Origin of the sequence: Mesorhizobium sp. SP-1A (genome assembly GCF_032460275.1) — a bacterium.
GTDB lineage: Bacteria > Pseudomonadota > Alphaproteobacteria > Rhizobiales > Rhizobiaceae > Mesorhizobium.
This window is the reverse complement of sequence record NZ_JAVXZD010000001.1, coordinates 861,706-882,624: the sequence shown is the minus strand read 5'-3', so window position 1 is coordinate 882,624 and position 20,919 is coordinate 861,706. Positions and strand designations below refer to the sequence as shown.

Here is a 20,919-nt window from a genome sequence, read left to right as displayed (position 1 = left end):
CAGCTCCCCGGCGTTCGAAGCCTTTCATCGTGCCACCGGCACGATGAATTCGCTACGCGAACCGTCCCAGCCACGGAGCCGCTCACGGCCACTCCCGGCCGGGGCCCCGCTGCCTGCGGCAGCTCCCCGGCGTTCGAAGCCTTTCATCGTGCCACCGGCACGATGAATTCGCTACGCGAACCGTCTTCTCACCCCCAGCACAGTTTGAGGCCTTCCTTGCTGTCGATCGAGGAGACGCCATTGACCGGCTTGTCGGTGACGAGCTGCGCGCCGGTGTCGGTGAACTGCTTGCCTTCGGTCGGCTTCGGCTTCTCGCCCGTCTTGGCGAACTTCTCGATGGCTTCCATGGCCATCGACGCCATCTTGAGCGGATATTGCTGCGAAGTCGCGCCGATGACGCCGGCCTCGACGTTCTTCACGCCCGGGCAGCCGCCGTCGATGGAGACGATCAGCACGGAACCGTCGTCCTTGCCGGCCGCCTTGAGCGCCTGGTAGCCGCCGGCAGCCGCCGGCTCGTTGATCGTGTACATGACGTTCACGTCCGGGCATTTCTGCAGCAGCGTTTCCATGGCGGTGCGGCCGCCGTCCTCGGCGCCGCCGGTCATCTCATGGCCGCAGATGCGCGCATCGTCCTCGTCGCCGTATTTCTTCGGGTCCTTGATGTCGATGCCGAAGCCCTGCATGAAGCCCTGGTCGCGCAGGTAGTCGACCGTCGGCTGGTTGGTGGAGAGGTCGAGGAAGGCGATCTTGGCGTCCTTGGCCTTGTCGCCCAGCGTGCCCTTGGCCCATTCGCCGATCAGTTGGCCGGCCTTGAAATTGTCGGTGGCGAAAGTCGCGTCGGCCGCGTCGATCGGGTCGAGCGGCGTGTCGAGCACGATCACCAGGAGGCCCGCGTCGCGCGCCTTCTTGATGGTCGGCACGATGGCGCTGGAATCGCTCGGCACGATGGCGAAGCCCTTGGCCCCGGCCGAGATCAGGTTCTCGATGGCCGCGACCTGGCTGTCATTGTCGCCGTCGAACTTGCCCGCGAAGGTGCGCAGCTCGAGCCCGAGTTCCTTCGCCTTGGCCTGCGCGCCCTCGCGCATCTTGACGAAGAACGGATTGCCCTCGGTCTTGGTGATCAGGCCGACGATGTCGGCCGCGTAGGACGTTCCCGCCATGCCGGCGTAGACCGCCAGGCCCAAGGCGGCGGCCTTCAGGAATTTCAGTTTGCCCATGCTTTCCTCCCAGTGGACCATCCCGGATCCCGGACGGCCGGAACCCCTTCAATGATGTCGACGGCACTTCCTCCCGGGGCGGCCGCCGTCTATGCAGCAGATATCAAGGCGGGGCGCCTGTCAATAATTAAATCACTCTTATTTATTATTGACACATTTCCGGAGACCGAGCATTTTCGGGCCGGACCCGGCGCCTGCGAGATGGCGAGGGAGGACTGGTGGAAGACGTTATTTCGAAACAGGTCTCGACCGACGCGGCGGCTGGCCGCGCGCGGCGGGGCACCAACCAGAGCGGCATGCGCGACCATAACGAGCGGCTCGTGCTTTCGCTCGTGCGCCAGCATGGCAGCCTGGCGAAATCCGACATCGCGCGCATCACCGGCCTGTCGGCGCAGACTGTGTCCGTCATCATGCGCGAGTTGGAGGAGGACGGCCTCCTGTTGCGGCAGGCGCCGCAGCGCGGCCGCATCGGCCAGCCCTCCATCCCGATGGCGCTGGCGCCGGGCGGCGCGTTCTTCATCGGCCTGAAGATCGGGCGGCGCAGCGCCGAGCTGGTGCTGATCGACTTCCTCGGCAATGTGCGCGCCATGCTGCAGCACTCCTATCGCTACCCTGCCCCGCGCGAGGCCATCGGCTTCGTCGCCGAGGGACTGGCCAAGCTGCGGGGGGCGCTGACGCCGGAGGAGGACAAGCGCATTGCCGGGCTTGGGGTGGCCGTGCCCTTCGAGCTGTGGAGCTGGGCGGACGCCGCCGGCGCGCCGCGCGCTGTGATGGAGGAATGGCGCGACTGCGACATCCGCACGGAAATCCAGTCGCTGTGCGACTTCCCGGTCTATCTGCAGAACGACGCCACCTCGGCCTGCGGCGCCGAAATGGTGTTCGGCAAGACCGGCGACCTCAGCGATTTCGTCTATTTCTACATCGGCGCCTTCGCCGGCGGCGGCGTCGTGCTGAACGGCAGGCTGCATGGCGGCCCGACCGGCAATGCCGGCGCGCTCGGCTCCATGCCGGTGCCCGGCGAGAACGGCCGCCCGACGCAGCTCATCGACGTGGCCTCCATCGCGGTGCTTGAGAAGATGCTGGCCGCGCGTGGGGCCGAGACGGCGCATCTGTGGACCTCGCCGGAGGATTGGGGCGATGTCGGCCCCGAACTGGACATATGGCTCGGCCGCGCCGCCGAGGCTCTGGCCTACGCCATCGTTTCGGCCACGGCCGTGATCGACTTCCAGGCCGCGGTGATCGACGGCTGGATGCCGGTGGCGGTGCGGCACCGGCTGGTCGAGGCGGTCGGCAAGGCGATCGAGGGCATCGACGCCGAGGGATTGCGGCTGCCGAAGGTGCGCGAAGGCACGGTCGGCATCCACGCGCGCGCGCTCGGCGCGGCCAGCCTGCCGCTTTCGGAACGCTTCCTGATTGGCGCGGCCCCGGTTTCCGGGAGCGCCTGACCCATGCTGATCGGTATCCCGCCGGTGCTCGGGCCGGAGCTTCTGGCCATCCTGCGGGCCATGGGCCATGGCGACGAGATCGCCATCGTGGACGGCAACTATCCGGCCGCCGAGGATGCGCGCCGGCTGGTGCGCGCCGACGGCCACGGCGCCGTCGCCATGCTGGACGCCATCCTGGCCGTGCTGCCGGTGGACGATTTCGTGCCCGAGGCGCTGCTGCGCGCCTCGGTGAAGGGCGATCCCGCCCTGCCCGCCGACCCCGTGCACCGCGAGATGGAGCAGGTGTGCGCAAGGCGCGCGCCCGGCCGCAAGGTCGTTGCGCTGGCGGGCGCCGACTTCTATGCCCGCGTCAAGGCCGCGCACGCGGTCGTGGCGACAAGCGAGCCGCGGCTCTACGGCAACATCATCGTGCGCAAGGGCGTCATCCGCCTGGAAGGAAGCGAAACGCCATGATCCTGTGCTGCGGCGAGGCGCTGATCGACATGTTGCCGCGCCAGTCGAGCGCGGGCGAGCCGGCCTTCGCGCCCTATGCCGGCGGCGCCGTGTTCAACACGGCCATCGCGCTTGGGCGGCTCGGCGCGCCGGCGGAGTTCTTTTCCGGCCTTTCGACCGACCTGTTCGGCCAGCAGATCATGCGGGTGCTCGCCGAAAGCCGCGCCGGCACGCGCTACGCCCATTTCGCGGCGCGGCCGACGACGCTGGCCTTCGTGGAACTAAAGAACGGCCATGCCAGCTACGTTTTCTACGACGAGGGCACGGCCGGACGCATGCTTTCGCCGGAGGACCTGCCCGACCTCGCCGACGACGTCGACGCGCTGCTTTTCGGCGCCATCAGCCTCATCCCCGAGCCCTGCGGCTCCACCTACGAGGCGCTGATGGCGCGCGAGCACGGCAGGCGCGTGACAATGCTCGATCCCAACATCCGCCCCGGCTTCATCCCCGATCGCGGGAGGCACGCCGAGCGGATACGCCGCATGGTGGCGATGTCCGACATCGTCAAATTGTCGGACGAGGACCTGAACTGGTTCCAGGAGGACGGCACGACCGAGGAGATCGTCGCGCGATGGCTGGAGCGCGGCCCGAGGCTCATCGTCGTCACGCGGGGCGGCGAAGGCGCGACAGGCTATACCCGCAACCATCGCGTGACGGTGGTTCCGCCCAAGGTGCAGGTGGTGGATACGGTCGGCGCGGGCGACACGTTCAACGCCGGCATCCTGGCCTCGCTGCACGACCAGGGCCTGCTCGGCAAGGATGCCGTCGCCAATCTCTCGGAGCAGGAACTGCACACCGCGCTCGGCCTCGGCGCGAAGGCCGCCGCCGTCACCGTTTCGCGCGCCGGCGCCAACCCGCCCTGGCGCCACGAGATCTCCTGAGAACGGCCGCATCCTGCCAAACCCGAAGCGGAATGGCGCGGAAATCGGGCGATCACATTGTGTTTCGCGGCGTCACCGGCAGCAGGCGGGATGACGATTTGCGCAGCCGTGCGGTAACATCACCCCGCCCGCGACCAGCGCGCGGCTTTTATGGCCAGCCCAACTCTGCTACCAGCGGCGCCATATCAGGTTCACAGGTTTGGAACAGTCATGCAATTCATCGATCTCGGCGCACAGCGCGAACGTATCCGCGACCGCCTGAAGGCGGCCATCGACCATGTCGTCGAGGACGGGCGCTACATCCTCGGCCCGCACGTGGCGGAATTCGAGAAGAAGCTGGCCGCCTTTGCCGGGGTGAAGCACGTCGTGGCCTGCGCCAACGGCACCGACGCGCTGCTCCTGCCGCTCTACGCCTCCGGCATCGGGCCGGGCGACGCGGTGTTCGTGCCGAGCTTCACCTTCGCGGCGACGGCGGAAGTCGTGGCGCTGGCCAAGGCCGAGCCGGTCTTCGTCGACGTCGACGCCGACACCTACAATATCGATATCGCCAGCCTGGAAGCGGCGATCGACATGGTGAAGAAGGAAGGCCGGCTGAAGCCGAAGGCGATCATCCCGGTGGACCTGTTCGGCCTCGCCGCCGACTACGACGCCGTCATGGCGATCGCCAGGCGCGAGAAGCTGCTGGTCATCGAGGACGCGGCGCAGTCCATCGGCGGCAAGGCCGACGGGGTGATGTGCGGCGCCTTCGGCCATGTCGCCGGCACCAGCTTCTATCCGGCCAAGCCGCTCGGCTGCTACGGCGACGGCGGCGCCATGTTCACCAATGACGACGCGCTGGCCGAAAGGCTGCGCTCCTTCGCCTTCCACGGCAAGGGCGAGACGCAGTACGACAACATCCATGTCGGCATCAATTCGCGCCTCGACACGTTGCAGGCGGCGATCCTGATCGAAAAGCTGGCCATCCTCGACGACGAGATGGAAGCGCGCCGCAAGGTGGCGCAGCGTTATGCCGACGGCCTGGGCGACGTGGTCAAGGCCGCGCGCAACCCCGCCGACGGCCGCTCGGCCTGGGCGCAATATGCCATCGAGACGCCGAAGCGCGACGGCCTGAAGGCGCATCTTCAGGAAAAGAGCATCCCGTCGGTCATCTACTACGTGAAGCCGCTGCACGCGCAGGTCGCCTATCGCGATTTCCCGCGCTCGCCGACCGGGTTGGAGGTTTCGGAGACGCTGCCCGAGCGCATCCTGTGCCTGCCGATGCACCCCTATCTGTCGGAAGACGACCAGGACCGCGTCATCGAGACGATCCGCAACTATGTCGGCTCGAACTCGGCGGCGGCGGAGTAGCACCACCCTTTACCCTCCCCCTTGTGGGGAGGGTCGGCAAGCAATCGCAGCGAAGCGCAGATTGCGAGACGGGGCGGGGGTTTGTGTCTGCATTTGACCCCCACCCTGCGCACTTCGTGCGCGCCCCCCCACAAGGGGGAGGGTAAGACTCCCCTCACCTTCCCCGCGCGACGAAGTACGGATTGGCGAAGTCGGAATCGTGCGGCCGGTCGCGCTCCGACCAGGCTGAAGGTTCCGCTCGAACTCGGCGGCTGCGGAGTAGCGCCACTCTCTACCCTCCCCCTTGTGGGGAGGGTCGGCAAGCAATCGCAGCGAAGCGAAGATTGCGAGACGGGCGGGGGTTTGTGTCTGGCATTTGCCCCTACCCCGCGCACTTCGTGCGCGACCCTCCCCACAAGGGGGAGGGTAAGAACCCAGTCACCTTCCCCGCGCGATGAAGTGCGGATTGGCGAAGTCGGAATCGTGCGGCTGGTCGCGCTTGCCGTAGGCGAGCGGCGCGCCGTCCAGCGTCACCGTCGTGCCGCCGGCCGCCCTGAGCACCGCGTCGCCCGCGGCCGTGTCCCATTCCATGGTCCTGCCGAAGCGCGGATAGACGTCGGCCTCGCCGCCCGCGACCAGGCAGAATTTCAGCGAGGAGCCGACCGAGACGATCTCGGTCGCGCCGAGGCTCTTTATATAGGCGTCGGTTTCGGGCGTGTTGTGCGAGCGGCTGGCGACAACCGCCAGCGGCGAGTTCCCTGCCCTGACCGCAATCGGCCGGCGCGCGGCGATGCGGCAGTCCGCATCCACGTCCATGGCTTCCGCCCTGCCCGGACGCCCCGAATAGAGCTTGCCCGTGCAGGGGGCGAACACCACGCCCGCTTCCGGCACGCCGTTGCGGATCAGCGCGATGTTGACGGTGAAGTCGGTGCGGCGATTGACGAACTCCTTCGTCCCGTCCAGCGGGTCGATCAGGAAGAACTCCCGGCCAAGATCGGCGGGCACGATGCCGGCCGAGACTTCTTCCTCGGCAACGCAGGGGATTTCGGGCCAGGCCTCGCGCAGGCCGGCAAGGATGATCCTTTCGGCGCCCCGGTCGGCCTCCGTCACCGGCGAGGCGTCGGCCTTGCGGTCCACCGCGAAGTCCCGATGGTAGACGCGCATGACCTCGCGGCCGGCCTCCAGCGCCAGCCGTTCGAAAAGATCGAGCATCGCGGCCACCTCAGATGCCGCCGCCGTCGTCGTACTGGTCCTCGGCAAGGTCGCGCTCGGCGAGCCAGCGGTCCAGCACCTCCACCATCTCCTCCGGCGACCGGCCGAGGGTTTTCAGGTGGATTTCGGGACTTTCCGGGGCCTCGTAGGGCGAATCCACGCCGGTGAAGTTCTTGATCTCGCCCTTCAGCGCGCGCGCATAGAGGCCCTTGGGGTCGCGGCGGGCGCACTCCTCGAAAGGCGTGTCCACGAACACCTCCACGAACTCGCCGGCCGTCATCAGCTCGCGCGCCATGCGCCGCTCGGCCTTGAAGGGCGAGATGAAGGAGACGATGACGATCAGCCCGGCATCGGCCATCAGCCTGGCCACCTCGGCCACGCGGCGGATGTTCTCCACCCGGTCGGCGTCGGTGAAGCCGAGATCGCGGTTCAGGCCGTGGCGCACATTGTCGCCGTCCAGCAGATAGGTGTGGCGGCCGGTGGCGTGGAGCTTGCGCTCCAAAAGGTTGGCGATGGTGGATTTGCCCGACCCCGACAGGCCGGTGAACCAGAACACCGCCGGCCGCTGGTGCTTCATGTCGGCGCGGGCGCGCTTGCCGACGTCGAGCGACTGCCAGTGGATGTTCTCCGCCCGGCGCAGGCCGTGCAGGATCATGCCGGCGCCGACCGTGGCGTTGGTGAGCCGGTCGATGAGGATGAAGGCGCCGGTGCCGCGGTTCTCGTCGAACGGGTCGAAGGCGATGGGCGCGCGCGTCGAGATGTTGACGACGCCGACCTCGTTCAGCGCCAGCGACTTGGCCGCCTCATGCGCGAAATCGTTGACGTTGACGCGGTATTTCAGCTCGGTGACGGTGGCGCTGGCCTGATCGGTGGCGGTGCGCAGGATATAGGAGCGGCCCGGCAGCAGCGCCTGCTCGTCGAACCAGACGAGGTTGGCGGCGAACTGGTCGGCCACCTGCGGCCGCGCCTGCGGCGCCACCAGCATGTTGCCGCGCGACACCTCGACCTCTTCGTCCAGCACCAGCGTCACGGCCTGGCCGGCGACGGCCTGTTTCAGGTCGCCGTCCTGCGTGGCGATGCGCTTCACCCGCGCCACCTTGCCCGATTTGGCTACCGCCACCTCGTCGCCCTCCGCCACCGTTCCGGAGGCGATGGTGCCGGCGAAGCCGCGGAAATCAAGGTTCGGACGGTTCACATACTGCACCGGGAAGCGGAACGGCAGCGCCGCCGCCTCCTCGTCCACCACGACCGTTTCCAGATGCTCGATCAAGGTCGGGCCGTCGTACCAATCGATGCGCCGCGAACGCTGGCTGACATTGTCGCCGTAGCGGGCCGAAAGCGGGATCGGCACGATGGAGCTGAAGCCGAGCCCGTCGGCGAAGGCGGTATAATCCTCCACGATCGCGTCGAACACGGCGCGGTCGAAGCCGACGAGATCGATCTTGTTCACCGCCAGCACGACGTGGCGGATGCCGAGCAGCGAGGCGATGATGGTGTGGCGCCGGGTCTGGCGCAGCACGCCCTGGCGGGCATCGACCAGAACGATGGCGAGATCGGCCGTGGAAGCGCCGGTCGCCATGTTGCGGGTGTATTGCTCGTGCCCCGGCGTGTCGGCGACGATGAACTTGCGCTTCGGCGTGGCGAAGAAGCGATAGGCGACGTCGATGGTGATGCCCTGCTCCCGCTCCGCCTCCAGCCCGTCCACCAGCAGCGCGAAATCGATGTCGTCGCCGGTGGTGCCGTGCTTTTTCGAATCCCGTTCCAGCGCGGCAAGCTGGTCCTCGAAGATCTGGCGCGTGTCGGAAAGCAGCCGGCCGATCAGCGTCGACTTGCCGTCGTCCACGGAACCGCAGGTGAGGAAGCGCAGCAGGGACTTCTTCTCCTGCGCCGCCAGATAGTCGCGCACGCTGTCGGCGGCCGGGCTTTCGGCGACGGCGTCCCTTTCGATGGCGGTGTCCATGCTCAAAAATACCCTTCGCGCTTCTTCTTTTCCATGGAGCCGGCCTCGTCGCGGTCTATGAGGCGGCCCTGACGCTCGGAGGTGCGCGCCGTCAGCATCTCGCCGACGATGGCTTCGAGCGTGTCTGCGCCGGATTCGATGGCGCCGGTCAGCGGGTAGCAGCCCAGCGTGCGGAAACGCACCAGCCGGTTCTCGACCGCCTCGCCGGGGCGAAGCGTCATGCGCTCGTCATCCTTCATGATCAGCATGCCGTCGCGCTCGACCACCGGGCGTTGCCTGGCGAAATAGAGCGGCACGATGGGGATGTTCTCCTGAAGGATGTACTGCCAGATATCCAACTCGGTCCAGTTGGAGAGCGGAAAGACGCGGATCGACTCGCCGGGCGCGATGCGGGTGTTGTAGATGCTCCACATCTCCGGCCGCTGGTTCTTCGGGTCCCAGGCATGGCTCGCGTTGCGGAAGGAGAAGATGCGCTCCTTGGCGCGGGACTTCTCCTCGTCGCGCCGCGCGCCGCCGAAAGCCGCGTCGAAGCCGTATTTGTCCAGCGCCTGCCTGAGCGCCACCGTCTTCATGACGTGGGTGTGCGTGTTGGAGCCGTGATCGAAGGGGTTGATGCCCTCGCGCACGCCCTCCTCGTTGACATGCACCAGAAGGTCGAAACCGAGTTCCTTCGCCATGCGGTCGCGGAAGGCGATCATCTCGCCGAATTTCCAGGTGGTATCGACATGCAGGAACGGAAAAGGCGGCTTGGCCGGATAGAACGCCTTCATGGCCAGATGCATGAGCACGGAGGAATCCTTGCCCACCGAATAGAGCATCACCGGCTTCGAGAAATTCGCCGCGACCTCGCGGAAGATATGGATGGATTCGGCTTCCAGCCGCTGCAGATGCGTCAATCCAATGCCCATATCGCCAAACCTTCTCGCCAGCCGGCCAACAAGCCGGATCGTGGACGATGCTCTAGCAAATCAGGAACCGGCCCGACAGGCAAACGGGCACCCCTTGCGGCCGGTTGCCGGAACGAAATGCCTGCGCGGAGACGGGAAGCTGCAAATTTCTACCAGCCCGCCGTCCGAATGGCGCCCCCCGGGGCGAAACTTGACCGTTCGGGACCGCTTCGTTAACTAGCACCGTCTGATCGGCCCGGCGATCCGCGGCTGCCCTCTCGGGAAAAAAGCCAGCATGAAAGTCAGCGTGTTCGGAACGGGATATGTCGGGCTCGTCACCGGCGCCTGCCTGGCCGAGGTCGGGCATTCCGTCCTCTGCATGGATGTGGACCAGGCCAAGATCGAGGGCCTCACCCAAGGCAGGCTGCCGATATGGGAGCCCGGCCTCGAAGCCATCGTGCGCCGCAACCTGGACAATGGCTGCCTGCGCTTCACCGCCGATGCGGCCACCGCCGCGCGGCATGGGGACATCCAGTTCATCGCGGTCGGCACGCCTCCGGCCGAGGACGGCTCGGCGGACCTGAAGCATATATTCGCGGCGGCCGAGGACATCGCCGCGCATATGGACGGCTACCGCGCGATCGTCACCAAATCGACCGTGCCCACCGGCACCGCCGGCAAGGTTGCCGAACGGGTGAAGGCCATCCTCGACGCACGGCGCGCCCGCTCGGGCGAGGAAGCGCCGTCCTTCGACGTCGTCTCCAATCCGGAATTCCTGAAGGAGGGCGCGGCCGTCGGCGACTTCCTGAAGCCCGACCGCATCATCGTAGGCACCGAATCCGAGCGTGCGCGCGCGCTCATGCGCGAGCTCTACGAACCGTTCAACCGGAACCACGACCGCATGATCTTCATGGACGTGGTTTCGGCCGAGCTGACCAAATATGCCGGCAACATCATGCTGGCCGCCAGGATCAGCGTGATGAACGAGCTGGCGAACGTGGCCGAGTTGGTCGGCGCCGACATCGAGCAGGTGCGCAAGGGCATCGGCGCCGATCCGCGCATCGGCTATCACTTCATCTATCCGGGCGCCGGCTATGGCGGCTCCTGCTTCCCGAAAGACGTGCGCGCGCTCGAGCACATGGCGCGCGGGCTCGGCTACGACGCGGGGATGCTGCAGGCGATCGAGACGGTCAACAACCGGCAGAAGACCTCGCTCTTCCGCAAGCTGGTGCATCATTTCGGCGGCGCCGGGGCGCTCCGCGGCCGGAGCTTCGCCATCTGGGGACTGGCTTTCAAGCCGAACACGGACGACATGCGCGAAGCGCCGTCGCGGACCCTCATGGACGCGATATGGGCCGCGGGCGGCTCGGTCCGCGCCTATGATCCGGTGGCGATGGCCGAAGCCCGCCGCCTCTACGGAGACCGCAGCGACCTTCTGCTGGCGGAGGACAAGTACGCCGCGCTCGATGGCGCCGACGCCCTGCTGATCTGCACGGAATGGCAGCAGTTCCGCACGCCCGACTTCATCGAGATGCAACGCCGGCTGAAACAGAAAGTGATCGTGGACGGGCGTAACCTGTATTCCCCGGCCCGTTTGCTTGCCGAAGGCTGGAACTACTATGGAATCGGTCGCGGACTGCGTACTCTCCTGCCCGCCGGCACAGGTGATTCCGTCCTGGGCGCGTAATTCGGTCGCAGCTCCTGAATCGAAACAAGAAAAACCGGATCGGAACAGGTTGCCCGTGGAGAACCAGCCGAGTATATGCGCCAGATATGCGAGCGCAGAATCCCGCTCCGGCATGTGATGCATCTTCAGCGGCGGTCACGGTCTCTCGTGACATTCAATTCATCTTCCTTCGGAGATACCAACCTTGAACATCCAGCCTAACGTCAATCTGGATCTTATCGCCAGGTTCGAGCAGAAGTCGGCCCGGATCGGCATATTGGGTCTCGGCTATGTCGGGCTGCCGCTGGTGCTGCGGTTCAGCGAGGTCGGCTACAAGGTGGTCGGCTTCGACATCGACGACAGCAAGGTGGACGCGCTCAACGGCAAGCGGAGCTACATCGATCACATCTCGGGCGCCAAGATCGGCGAAGCGATCGACCGGGGCTTCGAGCCGACGACCGACTTCTCCCGCGCCGCCGAGGTCGACGCGCTCATCATCTGCGTGCCGACCCCGCTCAACAAGCATCGCGAACCCGATCTCAGCTTCGTCGTGAACACGGTCGATTCGATCCTGCCCTATATCCGCTCGGGCCAGGTGCTTTCGCTGGAAAGCACGACATATCCGGGAACGACCGAGGAAGAGCTGCTGCCGCGCATCGAAAAGCGCGGGCTGAAGGCGGGTCGCGACTTCTTCCTGGTCTATTCGCCGGAGCGCGAGGACCCCGGCAACCCGGATTTCACCACGCGCACCATCCCCAAGGTGTGCGGCGGCCACACGCCGGCCTGCCTCGACGTCGGCCTCGCGCTCTACGGCCAGGTGATCGATCGCGTCGTTCCGGTGACCTCCACCCGCGCCGCGGAATTGACCAAATTGCTGGAGAACATCCAGCGCGCGGTCAATATCGGCCTCGTCAACGAAATGAAGATGATTGCCGACAGGATGGGCATCGACATTTTCGAGGTCATCGACGCCGCGGCGACCAAGCCGTTCGGCTTCACCCCCTATTATCCGGGCCCGGGCCTCGGCGGGCACTGCATTCCCATCGACCCCTTCTACCTGACCTGGAAGGCCCGGGAATACGGCCTCAACACGCACTTCATCGAACTGGCCGGCGAGATCAACCGCGACATGCCGCAATGGGTGCTGGAGAAGATCACCGACGCCCTGAACCAGCAGAACAAGGCGCTGAAGGGCAGCCGCGTGCTGGCATTGGGCATCGCCTACAAGCGCGACGTCGACGACATGCGGGAATCCCCGTCCGTCATGGTGATGGAACTGCTGCGGGCCAAGGGCGCCAAGGTCGATTATTCCGACCCGAACGTGCCCGTTTTCCCCAAGATGCGCGAACACAAGTTCGATCTTTCGTCGGTGGACCTGACGCCTGAGACGCTTGCCGCCTATGATTGCGTCGTGCTGCTGACCGACCATTCGCGTTTCCCCTACGAGATGATCCGGGAGAACGCGAAGCTGCTGGTGGACACGCGGGGCAAATATCGGGACACTTACGCAAACGTCGTCAAAGCATAGGCATTAGCGGGGCTTGCCGTGGGCCCTGTGCGGGGATTCACTCCGCCGGGCTGATCTCGAGAGGATGGACAGCGCACGCATGGATCAATCTGCGAACACCGATCGCGAGGTCGAGCTTCTCGACATTTTCGACATGCTGTGGAGCGGGAAGTTCATCATCCTGCTCACCACCGTGCTGTTCGTGATCGCCGGCGGCCTGATCTACTACGTGGTTCCCAGGGTCTATCAATCGGAAGCCGTGATCACGCCCATGCGGCAAACCAGCTTCGCGAACTTTGCCGGCCTAGTGAACGCAGGGGCGTTCGCCTACACGCCGGAAACACTTTTTGCCCAGTTCACATCCTATCTGCGGGACGTGGACCAGTTGGCCGAAGCGGCAAAGAAAAGCGATCTTATCAAGCGCGGCGAACGTTCCGAAGACGAATATCAGAACGCGCTTGTCTCGTTCGCCCGTGACATTCAATTCGTCTCCTCTGACAAGGAACCGAACCTCCTGCGGATGCGTATTCAGACCGGGAATGCGGCTGCGTTGAACGATTTCGTGCGTCTGGTGCTGGATGGAACCAACGCCAGATTTGCACATGATCTGGAATTCGAAGTCAATCAGCACGCCGCAGCCGATGCAGAAGCGGTGGCCGACAAGCGCACTCAACTGGAACTGCAGGTGGAGGCGCTTCGTCAACGCACGGAAGCGGAGAAGGGCGACCGGATAGACCAGTTAACGGAACAGACGGCGATCGCCCGCGCGTTCAGTCTGGAAAAACCACTGGCGCTGCAAACCGCCACCCTTCAGCAATCTGGAGGAAATGTCGTTGTCACGCTCGGAGAGCGGGACAGTGCGCTACCCCAGAATGCCCAGCAGCAGAACGCTCAGAACAGCACCAGCGTCAAAGTCGAATCCAATCAGCCACCGCTATTTTTTCTCGGCTATGCCGCGCTGGACGAACAGAAGCGCCAATTGGAAGCGCGAAAGCTGGTCGATCCATTTGCCCCTGGTCTGCGTGATCTCCAGCAGCAAGTCGCCATCCTGAAAAAAGATAATCGGGCCGAACGCGTCGCTCGCCTGCTCGGCGCCTCGAAACTGGGCGATCCGCAACTGAAACTCGCCCAGTACGATGTCGCGGCGGCATCGAGCAAGCGGATTGCACCGAAGCTCGTGCTCTATGGCGCATCTTCATTGCTCCTGGGTCTGGTGACCGGATCGATCATCGCCCTGCTGCGTGGCGCATATGCCCGTCGCCTGGCTTGAGTGAGGATTCAGCTTGCGCTCATGGGCGGGGATACATTCCAATTGGATAAGCATCCGTCTAGGTCGGCAGGACTTTGTTGGTTGAGAGCCAAACTAGTCAACTTATTTTCGCCCGGCTCAGGATCGCAGTTTCGGCGCAACTTCCTAAGCATGGCCCGCGCCAATGTCATCGCATTGGCCTTGCCGTTGCTGGCCACCCCTATCCTCACCCGGCTCTATGAACCCGACAGCTTTGGGCGCTTGGCGATTTTCAGCTCGATCCTTTCCGTGGCTACCTCATTTTGCACATGGCGATTCGATTGGTCATTGCCGAATACTCGCACCCGTGCGATGGCGGGTTGCCTATTTCTAGCTGGTGCCACCGTCCTTGCCGTCATCTGCGCTGGTTTGTATTTTCTGCTTCTCACAGGAATAGCGGGGTTTTTGGGCTGGAATCCCCTTGCTGATCTTGGGAAGCTAGCTCTTTTCCTTCCGGTAGCCTTGCTCGCCGGTGGCTTGAACGCCCTGCTTTCGGGATGGTTCGTCCGGCAAGGGGATCTGTCCCAGGTCGGAAGGGCAACCATCGCCAGAAGCATCGCCAACGTGTCCATCTCGACCGCCTCGGGCTTAGCGGGGTCAGGCGCGGTCGGTTTGATCGCGGCTACGACCATATCGTCCTGGTTCGGCATTGTTGCTCAAGCCCGTCATGCGGGACATGAACTATGGACCAGCCTCGCCCAGGTTACAAAAAAAGGATTGGCGACCGCCATAGCCAAGCACGGAAGAAACGCGACTTGGTCCACTATGGTGTCGTTGTTCAATGCGGTTAGTTTCTCTGCCCCATTGTTGCTTTTGGCGCACTTTTACTCCACACAACAAGTTGGTTGGTATGCGCTCATGTTTCGGCTTCTCGCTGCGCCGATCGGGGTGCTTTCCTCAGCACTCGCCCAGAGCTTCTGGTCTTTGGCTGCAGAACTGGCCCGAAATCGAGGTTATTCTGAGCTGCGGGAACGTTACCGGAATACAACCGTCCGGCTGGGGATAGCTACTATACCGGTGATGCTTGTATGCCTTTGCGGCCCATATATCATCGGCCCGATCTTCGGTGTCGAACACTGGCAGGGAGCGGGAGACGTTCTTCGTGCGATGGCGCCTATGTTTATAGGAACCATAATGTTTTCATCAACAAGTCACCTAACAATTTTTGACAAGCAATCACTGCAACTATTCGCGGATATTATTAGGTTGATATTAATAATTCTATCTATTTTTGCAGGATTTGAACTTGATCTAGATTTCTCAACAACAGTATTATTAACATCTTTATCATCATTAGCCGGACATATAATTTTATTCTACACACATATAAGGACTCAGAACAAATATGTCTAGTTACGAGAAATTTTGGCAGACTCAGACCTCGAGTTTGGCGAGATACTCCGACGAAAGATATTATATCTTGAAAGCGAAAGAGCACGCTCATCACTTCCCAAAGAGCGAGCGTCATCTCGAAAGCATAGATCTTGGTTGCGGGGCCGGAGAACTACTTTATTATTTTTCCGATCTCGTTCGAGTTTCGACAGGACTTGACTATTCCGAATCGATGCTTACTCAAGCCAAAGAACGTTTGAAAGGCAAAAACATCGTTCTTACAAATGCTAACGCGTTCGAATATCTTCCCGACTGCAAACATTACAACTGGACAACAACCGGCGCACTGAACCAGTACCTGGCACCGATCCAAATCTATTCAATTCTGGATATTTTTGCTACGAATAACAACGCTCGCTGCTTTTACCTTTTCGATTGTATCGATCCCCTTCGCATAGCGCTGATGCCCTACGGCATCGGTTATCTACCACGAGCGAAAGCGCCCAAGGGGAGCGCATTACGACAGTTCAAGCGTTTCGGACATCGCACACTGGTGGCGCTGCGTTTGGCATGGCAGCAGTTCGGACAACCATTCCGCAAACTGCCTGGAGAAGGAATGGGCTACGGTTTCTTACCGCAATTCTGGATCGACGCGGCCTCTTCTAGGGGATTGCACATCGAGTTGGTGAGCTCACGGTTCTACGAATACCGGTACCATGTTCTGTTGCGGAAGGCTGCGCCAACCGATGAGTAGTCGGGCCATCTATCGTCAACTTTGTGAAAAGGAACCGAGCATCGCTCTTTTCCAGCAAGCCTGGTGGCTGGACGCCACCTGCGGCGAGAGCGGTTGGGACGTCGCGCTCGTGCAGAAGGGCGGAGAAGTGCATGCTGCCCTGCCCTTCCAGGCGGTCAAACGGCGCGGTTTCACAATGATCGTCCAGCCGCGGCTTACGCAGTTCCTGGGTCCCTGGATACGCAGTTCCGGTGCCACTAAGGCTGCAGAATACGGACGCCAGAAAGAATTGCTGACCGCCTTAATCGATGCTTTACCGATCCATGACCGCTATGTACAGAACTGGAACCCTAACGTAGGGAATTGGCTACCTTTCTATTGGAAGGGCTTCAATCAATCTACAAATTATACGTATGTTCTGAAAGATCTTGCTGACATTGAAAAACTTTGGGCCGGCTTGCAAGGCAGCGTCAGAACCGACATAAGGCGCGCTCAAAATCGAGTTGGGATCGCCGTTGAGGCAAACGGATCGCTAGAAGATTTTTTGAATCTCAACAGACTTACTTTCGAGCGCCAGGACAAGAGTCAGCCTTATTCTACCGCTTTCGTCGGAAAGATCGATACGGCTTGTTCAACCAGGGATTGTCGACGGATCTTCATTGCGAGGGATGCTTCCGGGCGTGCTCATTCAGGCATCTATCTCGTCTGGGATGCCAACAGCGCCTATTATCTCATGGGCGGCGGCGATCCGGAATTGCGCAGCAGCGGTGCCACCAGCCTCTGCATGTGGGAAGCCATACGGTTCGCGGCTGGTGTCACCCGCAGTTTCGACTTCGAGGGGTCGATGATCGAACCGATCGAACGCTTCTTCCGTGCCTTCGGTGCAGTACAGACACCCTATTTTCGGCTCAGCCGAACCACGTCACCGCTCTTGCGGGCCGTGGACGCATGGCGGCTGCTAAGAGGGCGTCGATGAACCTGCTCATTTCCGTTCCGGCCAGTCGCCAGACGGCACTCGAATGGGTGGCCGGCATCGTCTTTGGCGACATGCTGGGGCTGCCGTTCGCTGTCGCCGCGACCGCAGAAACTGACCGGGTTGTGCTGAGCGCGGATGACAGGTCGCTCGTCATGCCGTCGGTCTACCCGGACCTGACATCGGACGAGCCGTTTGTAGTGCCCGCGCCCCCCTTGGCTGAGTTCGATCCATCCCGTCACGGGCTTAGCGCGGTTGATATCGAAGCATCCTTGCCTGTGATTTTCGGCGCGCCGGCACTCGAGATCGCGGAAAAGAGCATCATGTGCGGCATCGATATTCTCGGCTCCATCTTTTTCATGCTGTCGCGCCACGAAGAGGTCGTTCTCACCCATCGTGACAAGCATGACCGCTTCCAGGCAACCGCTTCGCTGGCCTATAAAGGCGGCTTTCTCGAGCGCCCTGTCGTGGACGAATATGTTGAAGTCCTATGGGAAGCGATGGCGCGTCTGTGGCCTACCCTCCGGCGTAGACGACGCCAGGGCGAGATCAGGGTAAGTTGCGACGTTGATTGGCCGTTCGATCCGGTCGGCAAAAGCGCCAACATGCTGATGCGTACGCTTCGGTATGACATCTTTAGGCACCGAAACCCCGGCATAGCGAGAAATCGCGTGCGCAACTTTATCTCTCATCGCAAGGGCGACTACCGGTTCGATCCTAATCACACTTTCGACTGGTACATGGATGTATGCGAACTTAACGGCCGTAGGGCGGCCTTCTATTTCATTCCAGATCACAGCGCAGGAGCGATAGACGGCAGCTACGATATCGCCGAGCCGCGCATATTGACCTTGATCCGCAAACTGGCCGACCGTGGCCATGAAATCGGCATGCACGGCAGCTATAATACCTATCGTGACGTATCGCAGATTGTAAAGGAACGCGGCTTGTTGATGAAGGCCTGCTCAACCGCCGGGGCGGATGCCTCGGTGATGGGCAACCGGCAGCATTATCTGCGCTGGGACGCGGCCGAAACGCCGGATCATCTCGATAATGCTGGCTTCGAGTACGATACAACGGGCTCTTTTGCCGATCGGCCTGGCTTTCGGTATGGTACGTCGTATCCCTTCGCAATGTGGAGTTGGAACAAGAAAGCCCCGCTGCGCCTTCTTCAAAGAGCGCTGGTCATCATGGAATGCTCAGTGCTCGACAGAGACTATCTCGGACTTGGCTATACGGAGAAGTCTCTTACACTGATGCAGGAATTGAAAAGAAAGTCGATGCGGCTGGGTGGAGACTTTACACTACTGTGGCACAATTCTTATTTCCTTCGGCAGAAGGATCGACATTTTTTTCAGACACTGGTTTCACTCTAACGAAAAGCCTAAGCCAGTGGACGAAATAACAACTTTTTTCTGGTTATTTTATGCAGCAACGCCTCTCGCCGTCGCTCTCCTGCTCGCAATTTCAGGACTTTCTATTTTTCGATTTTCAATCGAATCTTTTATCATAATTGCTTGCTATATCTACGGTTTTGCCGGCCTCCCCATACTTTACTACCAACTTGACGAGAGCCGAGTTTGGTATGGGATCACCGACCAAAATGTGATCTTAACAATGTTGCTATGTGGATCATGGTCGTTAATCGGCCTATGCTTAGGCTTTTTCGTTTCTCGCTTCAGCAAACAGCTTATAGGAGTACACGAATACACCAAAACGTCCCACACAAATAATGAAACTTTGGTACTTATAATTTACCTCTGCATTTGCTCGCTTGTCCTGGCATTATACATATCAAAACTTCGCAATATCCCATTATTTACTGCCTTTGGCGGCGATGCAAAAAACGCGTATCTTCAAAGATCCGAATCCGGAAATGCCTTTGAAAACTATTCAAGATACTCCATATTCACAAGAGACGTGCTTCCATTTGTTCTATTTTCTTCATTTTCAGGTTATATTATAAATAAGAATATTAAGTACATTTTAATTTTTATTTTATCATTTACGATAAATACCATAGCCACTCTTGCCAATGGCGAGAGATCCCCGCTTGCCCTTACTTTTATATTTCTATATATAACATTTATATTCATAAGGAATAATAAATATTATTTTAGTAAATACATAATAATTATGTCTATACTTTCTATATCAACAATTTATTTCATGTTTTATATTTTCTCCTCTGAAGGCACTAGCTACATATCTATATTAAGCTCGATATCTGGAAGAACTCTAACTGGACAAATATCCCCCGCATACTTTTATATTAATTTTTTTCCAGCTCACCAGGACTTTCTTTCTGGCTTGAGCTTACCCAACCCGGGTGGGCTACTGCCTTATACGCCTTATAGGATTACATATGAGGTATGGGCGTGGGCATTTCCAGAGCTTGCCCGCCAGGGAATAGTAGGCAGCATGCCAACGATCTTTTGGGCCGAAGCTTATGCAAATTTTGGCTATGCAGGGGTCATGCTCGCTCCTGTTCTGATTGGAATATGGGCGTCCGCACTATCGATAGCGCTGGGCGCGATTCGGCAAACTCCGATGACCGTGGGTTTCATAATTTGGGCGGCGGTTCACTTCCAAAATCTGGCCGGAGCAGGCCTCTCTCAGTTCATACTGGATTTTCGATTGATGCTTGTTGGAGGTTTGTTTGTTTTCGGAAGAATCGTATCTCAGTCCTTAGGCTCGCGCTCGACGACATCACATATGAATTCCGTGTCGAAGCCATCGAAAATTTAGGCAATGCCATTTCAAGCAATTTTATCTGATGGGGCAAGCGCCATTTTTTGTGAATGGCATTCGTTTTTCTGCGGTTTGACCGGCGGTTGCAGGTAGCATGGTTCACAATCTCCACATCAGCTTTACGTCTTTTCGCAACGAAAGCAGGTTACTCAAGGAAACCACAAGCCTTCTTGCAGCGGATACTATCCAGTCTGTATCGATAGCCTGCCTGCATGAGGCAGGCCTTCAGAAATTTGAAAAGCTTATTTCCGGACAAAAGGTCTATCGCTTCCCGCTAGCTTCGAGACGCATACCGAGGAGCTATCTTACTTATTTTCTAATTTATTTTGAATTTTTTGTTAGGGTAATATATCTTTGCGTGAAGGAAAGACCTTCCATCATCAGCATCCATGCGATCTCGATTCTTCCGATCGGCGTCGCCCTGAAGCTGATTTTTCGTTCCCGGCTCGTTTATGAAACGCATGAGTTGGAAACCGAAACGGTAGGGCTGGCAGGCCGCCGCAAACAACTCGCCAAGTGGATTGAGGCGCGCCTGATAGGTTTCTGTGATCTCACGGTGGTTGTCAGCGAAAGTATTGCCAACTGGTACAAACAAGCCTATCGCGCTCAGAACGTGATCACAGTCATGAACTGTCCTCTGGCATCGCGGCCGCAAAAGGCCGACAAATTCCGGGACAAACTTGGCATAAGCAGCGACGTGAAAATCGCCCTGTACCAGGGTGGAATTACCAAAGGCCGGAATATACCGGCACTTGTTGAGGCTGGACGACTGCTTTCTGACAAAGGCTGGATTGTTGTCTTCATGGGCTATGGACCGCTAGAGAAGACTGTCAGAGCTGCCGCGGCTGAGACGAAAGGGGTCTACTTTTTTCCTGCGGTACCACCATCCGAGATTTTGGCATACACATCTTCAGCGGACGTTGGACTATGCCTGATTGAGGACGTCTGCCTCAGCTATCATTTCAGCCTGCCGAATAAATTTTTTGAATACATCATGGCGCGGGTGCCGGCGATCTCATCCGATCTTCCGGAAATGTCCAAAATCAATCGAGAGTACAATATCGGCATCTCTGCCAAATCGTCGTCGGCAGCGGATATAGCGCAGGCCGTCCTTGATAGTGCCCGACTTTTCGACGACGGAACACCAGCACGCCTCGACAAAGCTGCGGAGAAATATTGCTGGGAAAATCAGGAAACGGCCTTGATTGCCGCCTATCGCGACTTGTTACCACATTCCCGGTGATCATGC

The 20,919-nt window shown here is 60.4% G+C and carries 17 protein-coding genes; 13 read left to right on the top strand and 4 right to left on the bottom strand.

Annotated features, from left to right (window positions below; translation table 11 throughout):
• Positions 1-188: 188 nt before the first annotated feature.
• Positions 189-1,217: a sugar ABC transporter substrate-binding protein gene (locus QU595_RS04230; RefSeq protein ID WP_410000472.1), complete on the bottom strand. Its 1,029-nt coding sequence runs from the start codon at positions 1,215-1,217 to the stop codon at positions 189-191.
• Between the two features lie 218 nt (positions 1,218-1,435).
• Between QU595_RS04230 and QU595_RS04225 the strand changes: the two genes are divergently transcribed.
• The 4 genes from QU595_RS04225 (at position 1,436) to QU595_RS04210 (ending at position 5,382) form a co-directional block, all read left to right on the top strand.
• Positions 1,436-2,662 carry an ROK family transcriptional regulator gene (locus tag QU595_RS04225; protein WP_315919394.1) on the top strand — a complete coding sequence of 409 codons (1,227 nt, stop codon included), beginning with the start codon at positions 1,436-1,438 and terminating at the stop codon, positions 2,660-2,662.
• Between the two features lie 3 nt (positions 2,663-2,665).
• Entirely contained in the window at positions 2,666-3,115 is a 450-nt protein-coding gene (locus tag QU595_RS04220) for an RbsD/FucU family protein (protein WP_315919393.1), read from the top strand.
• The gene (locus tag QU595_RS04215) at positions 3,112-4,035 is read left to right on the top strand and encodes a carbohydrate kinase (protein WP_315919392.1); all 924 of its coding nucleotides are present in this window, start codon (positions 3,112-3,114) and stop codon (positions 4,033-4,035) included. The genes QU595_RS04220 and QU595_RS04215 overlap by 4 nt, the downstream gene beginning before the upstream one ends.
• Positions 4,036-4,245: 210 nt before the next feature.
• The gene (locus QU595_RS04210) at positions 4,246-5,382 is read left to right on the top strand and encodes a DegT/DnrJ/EryC1/StrS aminotransferase family protein (protein WP_315919390.1); all 1,137 of its coding nucleotides are present in this window, start codon (positions 4,246-4,248) and stop codon (positions 5,380-5,382) included.
• A 417-nt stretch (positions 5,383-5,799) separates the two neighbouring features.
• Here the strand turns inward: QU595_RS04210 and cysQ are convergent, their stop codons facing one another.
• From cysQ to cysD, 3 genes are read right to left on the bottom strand one after another with little or no spacing between them, the layout of a single operon-like run.
• A complete protein-coding gene (cysQ, locus tag QU595_RS04205; RefSeq protein WP_315919388.1) occupies positions 5,800-6,573 on the bottom strand; it encodes a 3'(2'),5'-bisphosphate nucleotidase CysQ in 774 nt (257 codons plus the stop codon).
• A gap of 10 nt (positions 6,574-6,583) precedes the next feature.
• Positions 6,584-8,533: a sulfate adenylyltransferase subunit CysN gene (gene cysN / locus QU595_RS04200; protein ID WP_315920686.1), complete on the bottom strand. Its 1,950-nt coding sequence runs from the start codon at positions 8,531-8,533 to the stop codon at positions 6,584-6,586.
• A gap of 2 nt (positions 8,534-8,535) precedes the next feature.
• Positions 8,536-9,441 (bottom strand): sulfate adenylyltransferase subunit CysD, encoded by a 906-nt coding sequence (gene cysD / locus QU595_RS04195; protein ID WP_315919386.1) that lies wholly within the window; start codon positions 9,439-9,441, stop codon positions 8,536-8,538.
• A 274-nt stretch (positions 9,442-9,715) separates the two neighbouring features.
• On the opposite strand from cysD, the gene QU595_RS04190 reads away from it, so the two are divergent.
• The 9 genes from QU595_RS04190 (at position 9,716) to QU595_RS04150 (ending at position 20,913) form a co-directional block, all read left to right on the top strand.
• Positions 9,716-11,107, top strand: coding sequence for a UDP-glucose/GDP-mannose dehydrogenase family protein (locus QU595_RS04190; RefSeq protein WP_315919384.1), 1,392 nt, complete (start codon positions 9,716-9,718; stop codon positions 11,105-11,107).
• 184 nt (positions 11,108-11,291) lie between these two features.
• The gene (locus QU595_RS04185; RefSeq protein ID WP_315919383.1) at positions 11,292-12,614 is read left to right on the top strand and encodes a nucleotide sugar dehydrogenase; all 1,323 of its coding nucleotides are present in this window, start codon (positions 11,292-11,294) and stop codon (positions 12,612-12,614) included.
• A gap of 79 nt (positions 12,615-12,693) precedes the next feature.
• Complete coding sequence (locus QU595_RS04180) at positions 12,694-13,863, top strand: Wzz/FepE/Etk N-terminal domain-containing protein (protein ID WP_315919382.1); 1,170 nt, start codon at positions 12,694-12,696, stop codon at positions 13,861-13,863.
• 81 nt (positions 13,864-13,944) lie between these two features.
• Positions 13,945-15,234 carry a lipopolysaccharide biosynthesis protein gene (locus QU595_RS04175; RefSeq protein WP_315919380.1) on the top strand — a complete coding sequence of 430 codons (1,290 nt, stop codon included), beginning with the start codon at positions 13,945-13,947 and terminating at the stop codon, positions 15,232-15,234.
• A 67-nt stretch (positions 15,235-15,301) separates the two neighbouring features.
• Positions 15,302-15,967, top strand: coding sequence for a class I SAM-dependent methyltransferase (locus QU595_RS04170; protein ID WP_315919379.1), 666 nt, complete (start codon positions 15,302-15,304; stop codon positions 15,965-15,967).
• Entirely contained in the window at positions 15,960-16,922 is a 963-nt protein-coding gene (locus QU595_RS04165; RefSeq protein WP_315919378.1) for a GNAT family N-acetyltransferase, read from the top strand. The genes QU595_RS04170 and QU595_RS04165 overlap by 8 nt, the downstream gene beginning before the upstream one ends.
• Positions 16,919-18,295 (top strand): polysaccharide deacetylase family protein, encoded by a 1,377-nt coding sequence (locus QU595_RS04160; RefSeq protein WP_315919377.1) that lies wholly within the window; start codon positions 16,919-16,921, stop codon positions 18,293-18,295. Before QU595_RS04165 ends, QU595_RS04160 begins: the two co-directional genes overlap by 4 nt.
• A gap of 16 nt (positions 18,296-18,311) precedes the next feature.
• Positions 18,312-19,667, top strand: coding sequence for an oligosaccharide repeat unit polymerase (locus QU595_RS04155; protein ID WP_315919376.1), 1,356 nt, complete (start codon positions 18,312-18,314; stop codon positions 19,665-19,667).
• 97 nt (positions 19,668-19,764) lie between these two features.
• The gene (locus tag QU595_RS04150) at positions 19,765-20,913 is read left to right on the top strand and encodes a glycosyltransferase (RefSeq protein ID WP_315919375.1); all 1,149 of its coding nucleotides are present in this window, start codon (positions 19,765-19,767) and stop codon (positions 20,911-20,913) included.
• The last annotated feature ends 6 nt before the right edge of the window (positions 20,914-20,919 follow it).